The organism is Bacillus sp. FSL R9-9530 (genome assembly GCF_038008145.1).
Classification (GTDB): Bacteria; Bacillota; Bacilli; order Bacillales; family Bacillaceae_G; genus Bacillus_A; species Bacillus_A mycoides.
This window is the reverse complement of record NZ_JBBOYO010000001.1, coordinates 373,298-392,205: the sequence shown is the minus strand read 5'-3', so window position 1 is coordinate 392,205 and position 18,908 is coordinate 373,298. Positions and strand designations below refer to the sequence as shown.

The window sequence follows — 18,908 nt, the reverse complement described above, 5'->3', positions numbered from 1 at the left end:
CATCATTATAACAAGATTATTTTTATATACATAATGATTTGCTTAGAAAAAAGCATCTTACTATCATTCATAGCAAGATGCTCCCTTTATCCCGCATTAACGCGCAGTAAGACTCCCACCTCAAAATAAGGCGAATGCGAGGGAAGTTAGGCGTGAGACCAACTGCCCGTAAAAGGCCGATTGGTGAAGGCTAATAATCAGTGGGGGATGGAAAAAAACCCACTAATTAAAGTTTCACTTTATTCCGTTCTTTTCTTTGTCCACGTTTCAATTACTTCACCAGTATCATTAACATCTAGTACTAAACTACCATTACTATACCGGTCTTTATTTCGAAACGCTTTCGGATCAATTTCTTCTACAATGTGTTTCTCTGTCTTCATGTAAACTAATTCATCATCTCGAACAATTTCAATACCGACAATGCGGTACGGATTACGTTTTAACTCTTTAAAAATTACAAGGCCTCGCTTCGCCCTCGTTGATTTCTCAATTTCCGATGCCTTTATACGTTTCACAGCACCTCGCTGCGTAACGAGAATAAGTTGATCTTTTTCACCATTTAACGGTTTACCAGAAGCAACATAGTCATCTTCTTTTAAATTAATTGCTTTCACACCAGCTGCTCTGACACCAACTGGACTTACTTCTTCTTCATTGAATACAAGTGCATATGCACCATGTGTTGCAAGAACAATATCACTTGTCCCATCTGTCGCAAATATATCAACAACTTCATCATCTTTTTTCAAGTTTACAGCAACGAATGCCCGTGAATAACGCTGCACTTTATATTGGTTTAATTCTGTTTTCTTAATCATACCGTTTCGTGTAACAAATACGATAAATCGTTTTTCTTCTTCAAAATTCGGTACGACTGTTGCCCAAATTAACGATTCATCTCGCTCGAGTGAAACAAGATTCGCAACGTGTTGACCTAAATCTTTCCAACGAATTTCTGGCATTTCATACACAGGAAGATAAATATAATTTCCTTTGTTCGTAAATAAAAGAACGGTTTCTGTCGTGTTTGTATCGAAACGCTCAAGTAAGATGTCACCCTCTTTCATACCGAAGTATTTCCCGTTCGATGCATTATGCGAACGCCAACCTGTTCGTTTCACATAGCCTTCTTTCGTTACAGTAACGATGACATCTTCTTGCGGAATCATAACTTCCACATCGATTTTAATTTCTTCAATTTCCTCTTCAATTATCGCACGGCGATTATCACTATATGTTTTCTTTACTCTCTTCAAATCTGTTTTAATAACTTGAAAAAGTCTTTTTTCACTTTGTAAAATTGACTGTAACTCTATAATTTTCTTACTAAGTTCCGCTGCTTCTTGCTCTAGCGCTGTAATATCTGTATTTGTTAAACGATATAATTGCAGTGAAACAATTGCTTCTGACTGCGCCTCTGTAAATCCAAATTTCGCACTTAAATTATCTTTCGCATTACGCTTATCTTTAGACCCACGGATTGTTTCAATCACTTCATCTAAAATTGATAATGCTTTCTTTAAACCTTCTACAATATGCTGACGATTTTCTGCTTTTCTTAATTCATATTGTGAGCGTCTTGTAACAACTTCTTTCTGATGTCCAATATATGCATCCAAAATCTTAGGTAATGTCATAAGTGTCGGACGACGATTATTTATCGCTACCATATTAAAGTTGTATGGAATTTGTAAATCTGTATTTTTATATAAATAATTTAAAATACCTTCAGCATTCGCTTCTTTTTTTAATTCTACAACGATACGAAGACCTGTACGATCTGTCTCATCACGTACTTCAGCAATTCCATCTAGCTTTTTATCTATACGCAATTCATCCATTTTCTTAACAAGATTCGCTTTATTTACTTCGTACGGAATTTCTGTAATAACGATTTGTTGCTTCCCGCCACGAATCGTTTCAACCTCTGCTTTTCCGCGAATAATAATTTTACCTTTACCTGTTTCATACGCTTTTTTAATGCCATCTATCCCTTGTATAATACCACCTGTAGGGAAATCTGGTCCTTTAATAACTGTTAACAAGTCCTCCACAGAACTATTCGGTTGATCGATACGCATAATTGTAGCATCAATTACTTCTCCAAGATGATGCGGTGGAATTTCTGTTGCATAACCAGCGGAAATCCCTGTAGATCCGTTCACTAATAAGTTCGGGAACATTGCCGGTAATACAATAGGTTCTTCACTCGTATCATCAAAGTTTGACACGAATTCTACTGTTTCTTTATCAAGGTCACGTAATAACTCAGATGCGATTGGTGATAAACGTGCTTCCGTATAACGCATTGCCGCTGCTGGATCCCCATCAACACTACCGTTATTTCCGTGCATTTCAACTAAAACATTACGTACTTTCCAAGTTTGACTTAAACGGACCATCGCCTCATATACAGAGGAATCACCATGTGGATGATAATTACCGATAACATTACCTACTGTTTTAGCTGATTTACGAAACGCTTTATCATGTACGTTTCCTTCTACATACATAGAATATAAAATACGTCTTTGTACCGGTTTTAAACCGTCACGCGCATCTGGAAGCGCGCGGTCTTGAATAATATATTTACTATAACGTGCAAAGCGGTCACCTAACACGTCTTCAAGCGGGAGGTCATGAAACTTCTCTGCCTGCATGTTATTCCACCTCCGTCTCCATAATCATTTCATTTTCTAAAATATTTCCTTCTTCTTGCATACCAAATTGTACATTACGCTCAATCCATTTACGGCGAGGTTCTACTTTATCCCCCATCAATGTCGTAACTCGGCGCTCAGCTCTTGATGCATCGTCAATTTTCACACGGATTAACGTACGTGTTTCAGGGTTCATCGTTGTTTCCCATAATTGATCGGCATTCATTTCGCCAAGTCCTTTATAGCGCTGCAACATGTAGCCTTTACCGACCTTTTTCGTTACATCACCTAATTCTTCATCAGACCATGCATATTCAATTACTTCACTTTTCCCTTTTCCTTTACTTACTTTATATAAAGGTGGAAGTGCGATAAATACTTTACCAGCTTCAATAAGTGGTTTCATATAACGGTAGAAGAACGTCAGTAGTAACACTTGAATATGTGCTCCATCCGTATCTGCATCGGTCATAATAACAACTTTATCGTAGTTAATATCTTCAACAGCGAACTCATTCCCTACGCCTCCGCCAATTGCGTAAATAATCGTATTGATCTCTTCGTTCTTAAAAATATCAGCAAGCTTTGCTTTTTCCGTGTTAATTACTTTACCACGTAATGGTAGTACCGCTTGGAAACGACGATCTCGCCCTTGCTTTGCTGAACCACCAGCCGAGTCACCCTCTACTAAATACAATTCGTTTTTCTGAGGATTACGTGATTGTGCAGGTGTTAACTTCCCGCTTAAAGTACCTTCTGATTTTTTCTTCTTCTTACCAGTACGCGCTTCTTCTCTCGCTTTACGAGCAGCCTCACGTGCTTGTGCTGCTTTAATTGCCTTTCTCACAAGAAGTGTAGCTACATCCGGGTTTTCTTCTAAAAAGTAAGCTAAATGCTCAGATACAATTGCATCAATTGAAGAACGAGCTTCACTTGTACCTAGTTTCCCTTTCGTTTGCCCTTCAAACTGGAGTACGTCTTCTGGTACACGTACAGAAACAATCGAAGCTAATCCTTCTCGAATATCTGTACCCTCTAAATTTTTGTCTTTTTCTTTTAATAAAGAAACTTTACGAGCATACTCATTGAACACACGTGTCATTGCTGTTTTAAATCCAGCTTCGTGTGTACCACCGTCTTTTGTACGTACATTATTTACAAACGAAAGAATGTTTTCTGAGTAACCATCATTAAACTGAAAGGCTAACTCTGCTTCAATTCCATTTTGCTCACCCGAGAAATATACAACTGGATGAATCGAATCTTTCTCTTCGTTTAAGTATGAAACGAAAGCCTCAATTCCTGTTTCATAATGAAACACATCTTCTAAATCATTACGTTCATCTTTTATCGAGATTTTCATTCCTTTTAATAAGAATGCAGATTCACGTAATCTCTCACATAATGTTTCATAATTATAATTTGTTGTGCTGAAAATAGTTGTATCTGGTTTGAAGTGCATCGTTGTACCAGACTCTTTCGTTTTCCCGATTTTCTCTAACGTCGTTGCAGGAGTACCACCATTTTCAAAGCGTTGTTCATAAATGCTACCATCTCGCTTAATCGTTACTACTAGCCATTCTGATAAGGCGTTTACAACTGATGCCCCAACACCGTGTAAACCACCACTCGTTTTATAGCCTCCTTGGCCAAACTTACCACCAGCATGAAGTACTGTTAAAATAACTTCAGGTGTCGGCTTTCCAAGCTTATGCATTCCCGTAGGCATTCCTCGCCCTTTATCAATTACGCTAATACTATTATCTTTATGTATTACGACAGAAATTTCGTCGCCAAATCCCGCTAATGCTTCATCAACGGAGTTATCTACTATTTCATATACTAAATGATGCAATCCACGGCTATCCGTACTCCCGATATACATACCCGGGCGTTTTCGAACGGCTTCAAGTCCTTCTAACACTTGAATTGCATCTTCATTATATTGGAACTGATGCTTCGCCAAACTCCTTGCCCCTTTCCTAATCAAATCAGAACATATGTTTCTATTATAGAATAACGCCTCGACTATAGTTTTGGCAAGTTATCTTATCTCTTTTATATACTATTTTCAATAGAAAAATCCTTGTTTTTTTTCACAAGGATTCCTCTAGGCTACTATTTCAGAAAAATAATCGTTTGTCAACGAGAAATGGATATGTATTCCAACATTATACATTCCAAACCTTTATCATGATCCAAATGATCAATATCCAAAATGGGATAACAAGTAACAATCCCCAAAAACAGCCTTTAAAAAATCTCATGATGAACACCTCGTTCATCCGCCCTACTTATGTAAAAAGCGAGGGCTGAATCAATCTTTCTATCTTTAAAATCTATACTATTTTGTCATTACATGCTCTACTTTAATGCAACGATCCATTATTACTGTGTAGCCTTTTTCTTGTAAAAGTTTATATGTATCTTCATCTTGTACTCCTAATTGTGCCCAGAAAACATCTGCATCAATCTCTACAAACTCTTTCGCAACATCCTTTAAAAATTCTGAGCGACGAAACACATTTACAATATCAACATGTTCTTTAATATCCGTCAGTGAAGAAACCGCCTTTTCTCCGAGTACTTCATCTACTGTTGGATTTACTGGAATAATGCGGTACCCAGCATCTTGCATTGCTTTTGAGACCATATACGATGTGCGTTCTGGCTTATCTGATAATCCAACAACTGCAATCGTTTTACTTTTCTTTAATACTTCACCAATTTCCGTACGAGTTGGGTTTTCAATTATCATAATTTATCCCTCCTATTTCTTTAGTATATCCGATAAAGAAAGTCTCTTTCAACATGAAAGAGACTTTCTTTTATTCCGATTATTGATTCTTTGTAGCTGAATTATCTGCTAATGTAGCTGTTTTCGTCATTTTTTGGCCATTGCGATAGAATGTAACTTCTACTTTCTCGCCTACTTTTTTCTTTTCATATAAATATTTACGGAATTGAAGTGAATTCTCTACTTTTTGATCATCTAACGCTACTACTATATCATATTGCTCTAAACCAGCTTTTTCCGCTGGTGATATTGGATAGATTTTACCTAATACAACTCCATTTGTTACTTCTTTTGGCACTTTTAATTGATTTACTGCATAAGCTTGCACATCTTCTAATGAAACGACACCGACTCCTAGTGCTGGACGTTTCACCACTCCTTCTTTTTCAAGGGATTCAATAACTGGCTTTGCAATATTAATTGGAATAGCAAATCCAATTCCTTCAACTTCTTGTTGTGCAATTTTACTTGAATTAATCCCAATTATTTCACCGTTTTGATTAAATAACGCACCACCACTATTACCTGGGTTAATCGCTGCATCTGTTTGAATAACTTGAGCATTCCAATCTGCACGCTTATCGCCATCAATATCTACTGGAATTTCACGTTCTTTGCTACTAATAATACCTTCTGTTACACTTCCATCAAACCCTAGTGGGTTACCGATTGCAATCGCTTTTTCACCCGCACGAAGTTTACTTGAATCACCTAAAGTGGCAACTTTATTTACATTAGATCCATCAATTTCTACAACCGCTAAATCTAACCAAGGGTCTTTCCCTACAAGCTTTGCATCTACCTTTTTACCATCACTTAGTTTTACAGCAAGTTTATTTGCTCCATCTACTACATGGTTGTTCGTTACAATATACGCTTTATTTCCTGCTTTTTTATAAATAACACCTGATCCTGAGCCAGCTTGTTGCTCTTGGCCTGTCGGTTGCATTGCAAATGGATCAACACTTTGTTGCATATTAATAACACCTACAACAACATCCTTCGCGCCTTCGATCATTCCCGGTAAATCAGTTTCATTTTTCGCTTTATTTACAACTGGAACTACAGTTCCTTCTACTTGTTTATTAGCATTGAATGACGAAACAGCTGCATTATTATTTTGCACCCATGGCATGTACGGTGCTGCAAAACTAATCGAAACCGCCCCGACTACAGCTCCAACTAAACCTGTGAAAAAATATCCTTTTTTACTACCTGATTTTTTCACTTCTCTCGTTTCACTATGCTCTTCATTCAAATTCGGTCCGTCGTAATATCCCATGTTTTATTTCCCCTCCCTGGTGAATTCGTACTTTCAGTATAGTCACATTTTGTGTCCTTCTTGTGAACTCATCGTGAAATCCAATTAAAAAAATACTCCTATCTACCATTGTAGACAAGAAAAGTATTTTTTGTACATTCCACCTACAAAGGAGAGTGTAAATTTGCTATATCCCAAAGCCGAGATGCATAGTAACTTAAAGGTTATTCTTCGAATTTGTAACCTACTCGAATAACAGTGCCGATATGCTTCGCCTTATCTCCTAGCTTATTTCGCAGTTTTTTAATATGTGTATCAACCGTTCGGTCATCACCGTAGTAATCATATCCCCATAACTGATCTAATAAATGTTGACGTGACAACACAATTCCTTTGTTCTCCATTAAATAAACAAGAAGTTCAAACTCCTTATGTGTCAATATAATTTCTTCACCATCTACTAAAACTGTTCTAGATAGTCGATTGACTTCTATTCCAGCTAAAGACATAGTATTTTCTTCCGATACTCCTACCGCTCCATCCGCACGTTTCAATAACGTCTTCGCGCGAGCTACTAACACTTTCGGGCTAAATGGTTTCGTTACATACTCATCTGCACCTAATTCAAAACCTAGTAATGTATCATCCTCATCCGAACGTGCTGTTAGCATAATAATTGGTACTGCTGATTCTTTTCTAATTCGTCTACAAACAGACCATCCATCTATTTCTGGTAACATAATATCTAACATAATTAAATCAATTTCATGCTCTGCAAATAATTCTAACGCTTTTTTCCCGTCTTCTGCTTCGATTACTTCAAAGCCTTCATTACGAAAATAATCACTAACAATTTCACGTAATCTTCTTTCATCTTCAACAAGTAATACTGTTTTATTCATATAATCTATCCCGCCTTTTTACTCTTTCAATCGAATAATACGTTGATTGGAGCTTCCGCGAAATGGAAGTGTTAAATCTTTTTTCTCGATTTCAAATCTTCCATCGACTAAAACATCCCCATACTGTAACAACTCTATCATATCATTATTTCGAGAACTCTGTATCTCTTCTAACGTATAACCTGTATACATCCATAGATTTTTTTTCAAATCTTTCACAGCTTTTGCTACTTTTTTCACTTCAGCAGCTTGGAAGAATGGATCTCCACCTGAAAATGTTACATCTGTTAATGAATTACTTTCAATCTCTTTCACAATTTCTTCTACCGTCATTTCAGTTCCATTGCAAACATTCCAAGATTTCGGGTTATGGCACCCGAAACAACGATGCGGACAGCCCGCAAAAAACACGACTGTCCGCAACCCTTCTCCATCTACTACACTATCATGAATGATATTCATAACTTTCATTTATGCTTCACCCGATCCATCTCTTCACTACGTTTCGCACTATTCCACTTCGACATATCTCCTACAAGATAGCCCGTTATACGGCGAATTCTTTCTATATTAGCCTCATCTTCATTTCCACAGCTTGGACATTCATTCCCAATAACTCCGTGATAACTACAGCACTTACAACGATCAACAGGATGATTTATTGAACCGTACCCAACGCCATTCTCTGCCATCGCTTGCACAATTTGCTTTAATGCCTTTTTGTTATGCATAGCTGCTCCGTCTAGTTCAATATACGTAATATGTCCCCCGTTACATAGGGCATGGAAAGGTCCTTCTAAACGAATTTTATTTATCGCTTGAATGTTATAATAAACTGGAATATGGAATGAATTCGTATAGTAATTATGGTTCGTTATACCGCTAATCTCACCAAATTCTTCTCTATCTTTTTTCACAAACTTACCTGATAAACCTTCTGCAGGCGTTGCAATTACAGAGAAATTGAGTTGATGTTCTTCCATCGCCTTATCCATGCTCTCTCTCATAAAGGAAATAATTTCATATCCAAGCTTCCACGATTCTTCATTTTCTCCATGATGCTTTCCAGTTAACGCTACTAAACATTCTGCAAGACCGATAAAACCAAGACTTAACGTCCCTTGTTTTAAAATCGGTGCCACAGCATCTTCAGGTTGTAACGTCTCTCCACCACGCCATACACCTTGTGAATATAAGAACTGAAAATCTCTTGCTCTCTTTGTACATTGATAAGCAAATCTCTCTAATAATTGCTTAACGCCTAAATCTAAATAATAACTTAGCGCTTCAAAAAACGCTTCTTTCGATCCACTAATTAGCGCTAATTTTACTAAATTAATAGAAGTAAACGATAAATTCCCTCTTCCAATTGCTGTTTCTTCCCCATGTATATTAGACATAACACGAGTACGGCACCCCATATAACATACTTCACTTTCAGGTCGACCATCATAATGCACAGCATTAAACGGAGCATCTAAAAACGAAAAGTTAGGGAATAATCGCTCAGCGGTCGTTTCTAACGCTAATTCAAATAAATCATAGTTCGGATCACACTCTTCAAAGTTCACGCCTTTTTTCATTTTGAAAATTTGAATAGGAAAAATCGGTGTTTCTCCTTTACCAAGTCCAGCTTGCGTCGCTTTTAAAAGTTGCTTAATTAAAAGTCTTCCCTCTTTCGATGTGTCTGTTCCGTAATTAATTGAAATAAATGGTACTTGTCCCCCGCCCCTACTATGCATACTATTTGAATTATGAACGAAAGCCTCACACGCCTGATACGTATCATTTTCTGTCTCTTTCCATGCAAATTCCTCTATTTGTTCTTTCGTAAGCGGATATGACTGTAGTCGTTTTTTATGTCTCTTTACTGTTTTTCTCACATATGGAGCTAAATCAATATCAAAGAGTGCAAACGATTGACCACCGTGCTGCATATTTTGATTCGCCTGAAAAATAATTGAAGAAAGCGCCAACGCACTTTTAATGTCTTGCGGTTGTCTCATATGTCCATGTCCAGTATGAAAACCGTTAGCTAGCATTTGCGCTAACGGAATTTGCGAACAAGTCGTCGTTCCTGTTGCATAAAAATCTAAATCATGTGGATATAATATATTTTGATCTATCGCTTTTTTCACTTGATCTGATAATAATTTTTCTACTGCATAATACTTTGCGCTCTCAGATGCGAACGTTCCCATTACTCCCATTGGAGATCGACCATCTACATTTGCATTTTCCTGCATTAAATCTTGTTCATTACCGTGGATAATTGTCTCAAATACTTTCATTAATTCTTCTCCACGTACATTTTGTTTCAACATTCATAACCCTCCACCAACATGTTGTTGTCTTTTGATTAAAATCATACAACATATAGTTCTTCTGTTCCTGTGAAAAATGTAACATTCCTGTGAAAGTTTTTTTAAAAATTAATGACTTTTTCATTTATAAAAAAGAAATGTGCTCTTTACAAATGTATGGTACAATAAATGGGAAAAACTCTTTTTACCCTTTATCAACACATTTGTATAAAGGAGACTGAACTCATGGTTATTACATATCTTTTATTTATCGTTGCCTATCTACTCGGTTCGATTCCATTTGCATTAGTCGTTGGAAAAATTGGTTATGGAATCGACATTCGTGAGCATGGAAGCGGTAATCTAGGCGGAACAAATACATTCCGTACATTAGGGAAAAAAGCAGGTTTTATCGTAACAATTGCTGACATTTTAAAAGGTACATTAGCAACAGGTCTACCGATTATTTTCGGGTCAGATATTCACCCACTATGGTTTGGGTTAGCCGCTGTTCTTGGACATGTCTATCCGATTTTCGCAAAATTCCGCGGGGGGAAAGCAGTTGCAACTTCTGCTGGAGTGCTATTATGCTATTCACCAGTTGTTTTTGCAATATTAGCTGTTGTCTTTTTCAGCCTTTTATTTACAACAAGATACGTATCACTTTCTTCTATGATAACAGCTGTCGTTGCTGTTATTGCATCCATTGTTAGCGGGGATAAAATCTTCATTATTGCGATGTGTTTATTAGCAGGTATGGTTATTTATAAACACCGTGCAAATATCGGACGAATTATAAATAAAACTGAACCAAAAGCAAACTTTTCAAAAAAGCAAAAATAAGATCGTAACCCACATAACGCAAAAAGAAAACGTGAAGCATATTAATAGCGTCTTTTTGCGTTATTTTTTATACTAAAAGAAAAGGCAACATAATTTGGAGGAACTATACATGAATCTTTCCGTAACAAAAGAAGCAGCACAATGGTATAAAAACGAATTAAACTTACAATCGGGTGAAACAATACGCCTTTTCGTACAATACGGCGGTTGCAGTACTGTGCAAAAAGGACTTTCTTTAGGTATTCGTAAAGATGACCCTGCGCACCCTGCTGTTCAAACTCAAGAAGAAGGTATTAACTTCTTTATTGAAGGCGATGATGAGTGGTTCTTCGATGGACATAATTTATTAGTTACACTTAACGACGGTGATGATTTCCCTCAATTTAATTATGAAAAATAAAAAAGCGTGGCTTCTGCCACGCTTTTTTTATCCCGCTATTTGCGGGTAGTAAGACCCCCACTGATTAAAGTTTCACTTTATTTCTTTTTAATTTCCTCATATTTCGCATACCACTCAGGATATAATTTTTTAAATGATACAGGGCGGAAACCTTCTTTTTTCGCACAAATATTCGTCGTGCTTGCAGTAATACAAAGTTCGCCATCACTATTATAAATTTCATATCCATATACAACGCGGAGCGGGCTCACAGTATCAACCCACGTTTTCACAATAGCTTTTTCGCCGTAACGCATCGCTTTACGATATGAAATTTGCAAGTCTAATACAGGAGAAATAATTCCCTCTTTCTCCATTTCAACATATGAAAATCCTAATTCTTGTATAAGTTTAGTGCGCCCAAGTTCCAGCCACACTAAATAGTTTGAATGGTAAACAACACCCATCTGGTCTGTTTCCGCATAGCGGATTTCAACTTCATGTTCTGCTACAAACATTTCTATTCGCCTTCTTTCACTTCTGCTACCTTGCATACATTTAATCATAATACAGTGGAATCAAAAATAAAATAAAAACAGTGAATCTTTTACCGAAAGGGGCAAGCACATGATCCAAATTGTAACTGTTCGTAGCGGTGATAGTGTTTATGGTTTAGCATCAAAGTACGGATCTACACCTGAAGAAATTGTAAAAGACAATGGACTAAATCCAGCTGAAACACTCGTTGTTGGTCAGGCACTTATCGTTAATACAAAAGGCAATAATTATTATGTACAGCCAGGTGACAGCCTTTATCGAATTTCTCAAACGTATAACGTCCCTCTCGCCAGTTTAGCTAAAGTTAATAACCTTTCATTAAAATCTATTCTCCATGTCGGACAGCAATTATATATACCGAAAGGAACAAAACGAGCAGTAGAATCCATTGCTTATTTACAGCCTTCAACAATACCGATAAAAGAAAGTTTAGTAAATGCTACACGTGCTATTAATCCATTTTTAACATATTTAGCCTACTTCAGCTTTGAAGCAAAAAGAGACGGCACTTTAAAAGAACCGACGGAAACAGCGAAAATCGCTAATATTGCAACGCAAGGTAACACCATCCCTATGCTCGTTATTACAAATATTGAAAATGGAAATTTCAGTGCCGATCTGACCTCGGTTATTTTACGCGATGCAACAATTCAAAACAAGTTTATTACTAACATTTTGCAAACAGCTGAAAAATATGGCATGCGAGACATTCATTTCGATTTCGAGAGTGTGGCACCTGAAGATCGCGAAGCGTATAATCGTTTTTTACGAAATGTGAAAACACGCTTACCTAGCGGGTACACATTAAGTACAACACTTGTACCGAAAACGAGCTCAAATCAAAAAGGGAAATTTTTTGAGGCTCACGATTATAAAGCACAAGGACAAATTGTAGATTTCGTCGTCATTATGACATACGACTGGGGTTGGCAAGGTGGACCACCGATGGCGATTTCCCCTATTGGTCCTGTAAAAGAAGTACTTCAATATGCAAAATCTCAAATGCCTCCACAAAAAATTATGATGGGGCAAAATTTATATGGATTTGATTGGAAACTTCCTTTCAAACAAGGGAATCCACCCGCAAAAGCAGTTAGCTCTGTCGCAGCTGTTGCACTTGCTCGTAAATACAATGTTCCTATCCGCTATGATTTCACAGCCCAAGCTCCACATTTTAATTACTTTGATGAAAACGGCGTACAACACGAGGTTTGGTTTGAAGATTCGAGGTCTATTCAAAGTAAATTCAATTTAATGAAAGAACAAGGCATTGGCGGTATTAGTTACTGGAAGATTGGTCTACCATTCCCACAAAATTGGCGTTTACTCGTTGAAAACTTTACAATTACGAAAAAAGGCTGACGAAAGTCAGCTTTTTAAATATTTTTATAATATTATCCAAACACACAAAAAGGAGAATGATGACATTCTCCTTTTTTTAACCGTTATCAACAATTGGTTGTTTGCCAGTTTGGTCTTGCATTTGCTTCCCTTTATTGCCACCAGCTTTTTTCGATTGTGTTCCAATTTGATTTGGTGCAAAGTCTTTTGAATTCTTTTTCGGATTACCCATTACTATCGCCTCCTTAACACTAGTATCGTACTAGTGTTAAGAATTATTCAGCCTGCTTAAAAAGTTTCATTTCATAACGTTTTTCAATTCGTTTTTCAATTCGATCCATTGCATCACGATCGCTTAATAATTGTTGTTTATTTTCATTTACAAGTTCTTCAAACGATCTACGGTGACTTCTTCTCATGTTGCTCACCCTTTCTTCTACGCTTTCTTATTACATAGTATGAGCAAATGAAAAACTCTTTAATCAGATTTGCAAGAAAATTTTATGTTTTGATAAAAAATCCCATGCGCATATATTGCACATGGGATTTTTTACACCATCGTATTTAAATATTTTTTAATTTCTTCATCCGCATTTACTTTATTTGCTCTATATTCATCCAGCGCTCGTAATACAGAATCGTATTCTGCTACAATGTAGCTCTCTAGCTTCAAAATGTCCTCTACACTGTCAATCATAATTCTCGTGTTGCCAATCTCACTTTTCAATGCTGCCTCGTATGTTAAGCTCGTACAAATTTCTCTTACATCGTCTTCCATTTTTTCTGTTAACACATATTTCTTTCGCCCTTTGACCTTTAACCTTATAATTGGGTAAAAGGCTTTTATATCTAAATAACTCCCAACATTCATACAACGAATCCACTCAATATCACGTTTATTTCGTACAAGCATTTCTTTTACTGCTTCAAATACCGCTGTTTCATCAAGTACTTCCTTATTCGCTTTTCTTTTTCCTTCTTCTTCAACCGCTGCACATTTTTGATAAACAGCCGCACACGTAATACAGTCGTCAAATGCATTATGAGAACTTAATCGAATTCCAAGCATTCGTTTTAACGTTTCAAGTTTATGATTAGGCGCATGCTTCATATATTTTTTCGCTAAAAACACAGTATCAATAACGTTATTTTTAGGCTCAGGTAGTCCAAGCATATTTACATTACTTTTTAAAAAACGCATATCAAAAGATGCATTATGAGCGACAATAACATTTGTATGTAAAAATGCTAAAAATAAAGGTAATACTTCTTCAATCGTCGGTGCATCTGAAACACGATAATTTGTAATACCTGTTAAACTTGTTATTCGGTCCGGAATTGAACGCTCTGGATTCACATAAGAAACAAATTGATCTACTAGTTCATGATTATGATATTTCACTGCTGCGACTTGAATAATTTTATCATTATAAGGGTTAAATCCTGTTGTTTCAAAATCAATTACAACATAATCTAACGGTAAGGATATATTCCCCACTCCAAACACTCCTTTACCTCTAAACGTTTATATTTCTTTTATCATAACATGCTGCTATCACTACGTGAAAAAGAAAAGGCAGAAATGGTAACTTTCCACCTCTACCTTTTCACCGTTATTTTAATTTAGCAATCCGTTTCTCCATCTCTTTTTGCGTCATCGGTCCAATGAACTTATCTTGAATGACACCTTCTGTATCAATAAAATAAGAAGTTGGAATGGTAATTACTTTATACGCTGTTGTCACATCAATGTTCTTGTCCAATAAAATAGGAAAAGTAATTCCTTTTTCTTTAGCGAAGTTCCTTACCTTTTCTTCTCCCCCTCCTTTTTCTGAAGGAGTATAGTTTATAGCTAAAATTTCTACGTTTTCTTTATGTTCTTTATAAAAGGCCTCCATATCAGGCATTTCTTGCTGACAAGGCCCACACCACGTTGCCCAAAAGTTTAAAATAACTTTCTTTCCTTTTAAATTGGATAACTTTACATTCGTTCCATCTATCTTTGCTAATTCAAAATCTGGTGCGCTCTTTCCAATTTCAATACCGTTCCTTGCGAAAATCTCTTTCATAGCAGCTTCACTTTTGGCAGGCTTTTCTTGCATTACTTGATCCTCTTTACCAAACTGTTCATAAGCTGCATATCCCGCTAAACAAAGTAACACTACAATAATGGTAAGCTTCCGCCACATATTATATCACCCTTACGTGTTTATCTTCTTATTACATAATCACCAAAATACTATATACCTTATTTTAGCTTATACGGACAAGCTTGGAAATATTCACAGTCGAAATAGTTAGAATATTTATAGTCCGGATGAAATATTTCCCTTTTTATCATATAATTAGAAATAAATACAAAACTTGCGAGGTGATATGTATTTTACAATTACTTATCAACCCTTTCACTTTTGTTTTTTTCACTTTACCATTATTATGTATTTTTTTTAGCACCTTACTATACAAATTCAAATGGGCTGTAATTATTATTTCTTTTACTGTTCCACTTATATTTTTCATTATCGTCTCAGGATTTGATATACACCTAGTTTTACAAAACTTAGACGCTTGGATTGTTTATAGTGCTGTTTATTCTGTACTTTCCTACATAACGCTAGCGCTAATACGAAGAAAACTGCACATGTAGAACTTTCAAAAAGGGGGATTTTTATGAATCTATTTGAAAAAATACTATTATATATTCTTAGTTTTATATTTTCCCCAATCGGGATTATCACTTGGATCATCTCGCTCTTCAGTAAAGATCCTGAAAAAAAGCAAGTTGGGCGTATTTGTCTCTTTATCGCTTTAATCTCATTTATCCTTTTAGCCGGTCTTGGTATTCTTAGTTTCTTCACGATGACTACCACTACTATACAATAGTTATAGAAAGGATGATTATTTTGGGAGAACATCCTATAAGTAAAGAACTTCGCTATATACGAATATGTTTAGTTGTTTTAGTAATCGTTCTTTTATTTTTCAACGGTGAAAGAGTTGTTGAAATTTCTACAAATCATGATGCCGTAGAAAACGTTTCAACCAGTAATATGACACAGATTGCTGAAAATACATTTGCTATTCAAGAATATAATCCATCACTAAGTAGCGAACGTACGGTCAAAATTTTCAAATATAATCCGGATACAAATCAACTTACTCTAGTCAAAGAGTTTAGCACTAACGATACTGAGTCTTATACGTATCAACTTAATAAGAGTGAATAAAGATAAGAGCGCTATATAGCTCTTATCTTTTTATTAGCATCTCTTTAAACAATGACTTACACGTTAATAATTCTCTAGGATCCCCGCATTCCACAACAATTCCATTCTTCATGACCACAACTCGATCCGCTATCATCGCCCTCTCAACATCATGTGTCGTCACAATTCTCGTTACATTCCCCCCTAGCCCTTTAAGCATATTCCAAACCACTTCTTGATTGCTCAGATCTAATCCCGCAGTCGGTTCATCTAGAATAATGAGATTCGGATTTGATACAATCGCTCGCAATAACGCAAGACGCTTTCTCTCTCCTCCCGAAAACTCTTCACCGCTTTTATGTAGTACAGTCTGAATCCCTTTAGATAAACTCCTAATAATTGACTTCGCATTTACAAGTTCAATATTTTTTTCTAACTGTTTTTCTAAGACCCCTTCCCCAAAATACATATTCTCTTTTACTGTCGTCCGAAAAAAACGAGGTTCCTGCCATATGGTAGTCATACGAGCTTTATTACCGTAATAAGCAATACTACCATTAGATGGTTTATATAAACCCGTGATTAATTTTAAAAGCGTCGTTTTTCCTGCACCACTTTCCCCCACAATAATAACGAGTTCGCCAGGATTAATTTGCAAATGTATATTTTTAATTCTACATCTCTCTTCACCGTTCTCTTGAAATGAAACGTTTGTTAATTTCATTCCCATCGCTCTTTCTACATTTCTGTATTCAGCCGGTATATCTAAAAAGCCAAAAACTCGATTTGCCGAAGCAATAGCAACTTGTGTCATCATCAATAAATCACTCGCATAACGAACGGGGAAAAATAACATCTCAATTGTAGCTAATACCGCCACAAGCGAACCGACTTCCATATCCCCTTTTATTATTTTTTTTGCTCCTATAATAAGAACAACTATATATGCTCCTGTTTCTATTACCGTTCCAACTATCCCAATACAATGTTGTATCATCGTCTTCCTTACTTCTGTTTTATAAGATTGTGCCGTCACTCCTTTAAACAAATGAATTGCCCATTTTTCTTTTTGTAAACTACGTAAATCTTGTATACCTTTTACAAACTGTGACATCATCTCTACAACACTTGATTGATTTTTTTGAGCGATACTTGCAATATTTCTTACTTTTCCCCCCATAGGCATTGGAACAATTGCACTTAAAAATAAAAACGGGGTTATCCACCATATGAACTGTACATCGATATGTTGTAGAGCTATGAACGCACCAATAAATTGTGCAATGGCGTGGATGTATTCTATTAATATAGATCCATATAACCTTACCCAATTCGGAATATCAGAAACGACTAATGTTTCTAACTCCCCTTGTTTTACCTTCTCACTTTCTTCAAATGGTAATAAGAAAAAATGACGTAATACATCTATACGCTTCTCTCGTAATATTCGCTGGCTTACTTTTGAGCTTACATAATCAAATAACAGATTGTTCACCCACATCAAAAAGCGGCTCCCCGCAAACAAAGCAATATATACATACGTACCTTTTAACTCCCGCTGAATAATGTTATCTACAATTAGCCCCATAAATAGCGGACGGGATAAATTTAAAATGGCAGCTACTATTCCGCTACAAATCGCACTAATTAGCAATAGCTTTTCTTGCAACAGCGGCAACATTATTCTTCTATACTCATTCATTGTCATTCCCCCAATTTTGCATAATAAAAGGAAAGGGATGAAACCAAATGGTTTCATCCCTTTCCTCTTTGTTTACTCATGTTCTTTTAAAAACCTAAGTTCCAAAACATAAAATAAAAATCACTACTTTATCTAGGGATATTCTTCTGCCAACGACCTATTAAATGCCGATATGTATTACTATATAAGTTTCATTAAAATAGCAAGTGTATTTATTGTCATATGAACAACGATAGGAACAATTAATCTATTCGTTTTTACATATAAAAAAGCATACACCAATCCCGCTAAAGTATAAGGAATAACACTTGCTAACTCCATATGAAGTAATGCAAATACAAGAGACGTAATTAAGCAAGCAATGTAGACATTTGTTCGTTTACGTAACGTATCAAGAATGATTTTTTTTGTTAGAATCTCTTCCATTATAGGTCCCAAAATTGCAATATTCACTATTCTAAATGGGAAAGATATAACATTATTTTTTATCATTTCTGAGTGTTCTGAGTTAGGATCCATATTAAATACAACAATAGCTATTAATCCATAAATAGCTTGAACTAAAAAATAAATAAGAACACCATAGATACACCATAATACAGTTTTTTTGGGCGGATAAGCATCAGAAGAACCTCTTTCAATATCTGGTTTCATTAATATTAAAATTACTATGAAAGCTAAAAAATAACCTAAGATTCTACCATAGGCATTGGCCGCTTCCATTGTTAAATTAAATAAAGTTATAAAAATCGGTTCGAATAAATAAATGGACAAGTAAAACAGTATGTAAGTAATTATGACTCCCCAATATCTTTTTGGCATATTCCACCTTTTTTACAGTAACTAGCATTTTAATTTTTTTATCATCTGAATATTTCTTTCATTTAATTTTACCATTAACATAGGATATGCAACTTTAATTCTCCCTTAATTTCACAAAACACTTTAATCCA

Annotated in this window: 19 protein-coding genes; 5 read left to right on the top strand and 14 right to left on the bottom strand. The window is 35.9% G+C overall.

The features are described from left to right. Window positions 1-239: 239 nt before the first annotated feature. From parC to MKX66_RS01840, 7 genes are all read right to left on the bottom strand, one after another. Window positions 240-2,663, bottom strand: coding sequence for a DNA topoisomerase IV subunit A (gene parC, locus MKX66_RS01870; protein ID WP_002014315.1), 2,424 nt, complete (start codon window positions 2,661-2,663; stop codon window positions 240-242). 1 nt (window position 2,664) lies between these two features. Then, window positions 2,665-4,629: a DNA topoisomerase IV subunit B gene (parE, locus tag MKX66_RS01865; protein ID WP_002014314.1), complete on the bottom strand. Its 1,965-nt coding sequence runs from the start codon at window positions 4,627-4,629 to the stop codon at window positions 2,665-2,667. A gap of 378 nt (window positions 4,630-5,007) precedes the next feature. Continuing rightward, window positions 5,008-5,421, bottom strand: a complete 414-nt coding sequence (locus MKX66_RS01860) for a CoA-binding protein (protein ID WP_002014313.1) — start codon at window positions 5,419-5,421, stop codon at window positions 5,008-5,010. 79 nt (window positions 5,422-5,500) lie between these two features. Then, complete coding sequence (locus tag MKX66_RS01855; protein WP_215590049.1) at window positions 5,501-6,742, bottom strand: S1C family serine protease; 1,242 nt, start codon at window positions 6,740-6,742, stop codon at window positions 5,501-5,503. Window positions 6,743-6,945: 203 nt separating this feature from the next. Continuing rightward, a complete protein-coding gene (locus tag MKX66_RS01850; protein ID WP_002014310.1) occupies window positions 6,946-7,623 on the bottom strand; it encodes a response regulator transcription factor in 678 nt (225 codons plus the stop codon). An 18-nt stretch (window positions 7,624-7,641) separates the two neighbouring features. Then, window positions 7,642-8,094 carry an anaerobic ribonucleoside-triphosphate reductase activating protein gene (gene nrdG, locus MKX66_RS01845; protein ID WP_002137702.1) on the bottom strand — a complete coding sequence of 151 codons (453 nt, stop codon included), beginning with the start codon at window positions 8,092-8,094 and terminating at the stop codon, window positions 7,642-7,644. Continuing rightward, window positions 8,091-9,947: an anaerobic ribonucleoside triphosphate reductase gene (locus MKX66_RS01840; RefSeq protein WP_002033560.1), complete on the bottom strand. Its 1,857-nt coding sequence runs from the start codon at window positions 9,945-9,947 to the stop codon at window positions 8,091-8,093. The genes nrdG and MKX66_RS01840 overlap by 4 nt, the downstream gene beginning before the upstream one ends. Window positions 9,948-10,172: 225 nt before the next feature. Here MKX66_RS01840 and plsY point away from each other — a divergent pair, with 225 nt between their 5' ends. After that, a complete protein-coding gene (gene plsY / locus MKX66_RS01835) occupies window positions 10,173-10,769 on the top strand; it encodes a glycerol-3-phosphate 1-O-acyltransferase PlsY (protein ID WP_002014306.1) in 597 nt (198 codons plus the stop codon). Between the two features lie 109 nt (window positions 10,770-10,878). Continuing rightward, the gene (locus MKX66_RS01830) at window positions 10,879-11,169 is read left to right on the top strand and encodes a HesB/YadR/YfhF family protein (protein ID WP_002033558.1); all 291 of its coding nucleotides are present in this window, start codon (window positions 10,879-10,881) and stop codon (window positions 11,167-11,169) included. A 77-nt stretch (window positions 11,170-11,246) separates the two neighbouring features. Here MKX66_RS01830 and MKX66_RS01825 read toward each other — a convergent pair whose 3' ends face one another. Further along, entirely contained in the window at window positions 11,247-11,666 is a 420-nt protein-coding gene (locus MKX66_RS01825) for an acyl-CoA thioesterase (RefSeq protein WP_002142699.1), read from the bottom strand. A gap of 109 nt (window positions 11,667-11,775) precedes the next feature. On the opposite strand from MKX66_RS01825, the gene MKX66_RS01820 reads away from it, so the two are divergent. Beyond that, complete coding sequence (locus MKX66_RS01820; protein ID WP_002066644.1) at window positions 11,776-13,068, top strand: glycosyl hydrolase family 18 protein; 1,293 nt, start codon at window positions 11,776-11,778, stop codon at window positions 13,066-13,068. Window positions 13,069-13,144: 76 nt separating this feature from the next. Here MKX66_RS01820 and sspN read toward each other — a convergent pair whose 3' ends face one another. The 4 genes from sspN to MKX66_RS01800 all read right to left on the bottom strand — a co-directional run bounded on the left by sspN (window position 13,145) and on the right by MKX66_RS01800 (window position 15,236). After that, window positions 13,145-13,279 carry an acid-soluble spore protein SspN gene (gene sspN / locus MKX66_RS01815; RefSeq protein ID WP_000527988.1) on the bottom strand — a complete coding sequence of 45 codons (135 nt, stop codon included), beginning with the start codon at window positions 13,277-13,279 and terminating at the stop codon, window positions 13,145-13,147. Window positions 13,280-13,322: 43 nt separating this feature from the next. Then, window positions 13,323-13,466 (bottom strand): FbpB family small basic protein, encoded by a 144-nt coding sequence (locus MKX66_RS01810; RefSeq protein ID WP_341085360.1) that lies wholly within the window; start codon window positions 13,464-13,466, stop codon window positions 13,323-13,325. 131 nt (window positions 13,467-13,597) lie between these two features. Then, on the bottom strand, window positions 13,598-14,545 hold the full coding sequence (locus MKX66_RS01805) for a 3'-5' exonuclease (protein ID WP_016100849.1): 948 nt from the start codon (window positions 14,543-14,545) through the stop codon (window positions 13,598-13,600). Between the two features lie 115 nt (window positions 14,546-14,660). Continuing rightward, a complete protein-coding gene (locus MKX66_RS01800) occupies window positions 14,661-15,236 on the bottom strand; it encodes a TlpA family protein disulfide reductase (RefSeq protein WP_002128499.1) in 576 nt (191 codons plus the stop codon). A 481-nt stretch (window positions 15,237-15,717) separates the two neighbouring features. Here MKX66_RS01800 and MKX66_RS01795 point away from each other — a divergent pair, with 481 nt between their 5' ends. Together MKX66_RS01795 and MKX66_RS01790 are read left to right on the top strand one after the other, a co-directional pair. Further along, complete coding sequence (locus MKX66_RS01795; protein WP_002033553.1) at window positions 15,718-15,930, top strand: hypothetical protein; 213 nt, start codon at window positions 15,718-15,720, stop codon at window positions 15,928-15,930. A gap of 11 nt (window positions 15,931-15,941) precedes the next feature. Beyond that, on the top strand, window positions 15,942-16,274 hold the full coding sequence (locus MKX66_RS01790) for a YmzC family protein (protein ID WP_002033552.1): 333 nt from the start codon (window positions 15,942-15,944) through the stop codon (window positions 16,272-16,274). A 22-nt stretch (window positions 16,275-16,296) separates the two neighbouring features. On the opposite strand, the gene MKX66_RS01785 is transcribed toward MKX66_RS01790, so the two are convergent. Together MKX66_RS01785 and MKX66_RS01780 are read right to left on the bottom strand one after the other, a co-directional pair. Beyond that, window positions 16,297-18,012 (bottom strand): ABC transporter ATP-binding protein, encoded by a 1,716-nt coding sequence (locus tag MKX66_RS01785; RefSeq protein WP_033709358.1) that lies wholly within the window; start codon window positions 18,010-18,012, stop codon window positions 16,297-16,299. Between the two features lie 123 nt (window positions 18,013-18,135). Further along, window positions 18,136-18,777: a CPBP family intramembrane glutamic endopeptidase gene (locus MKX66_RS01780; RefSeq protein WP_061689980.1), complete on the bottom strand. Its 642-nt coding sequence runs from the start codon at window positions 18,775-18,777 to the stop codon at window positions 18,136-18,138. Window positions 18,778-18,908: the final 131 nt, after the last annotated feature.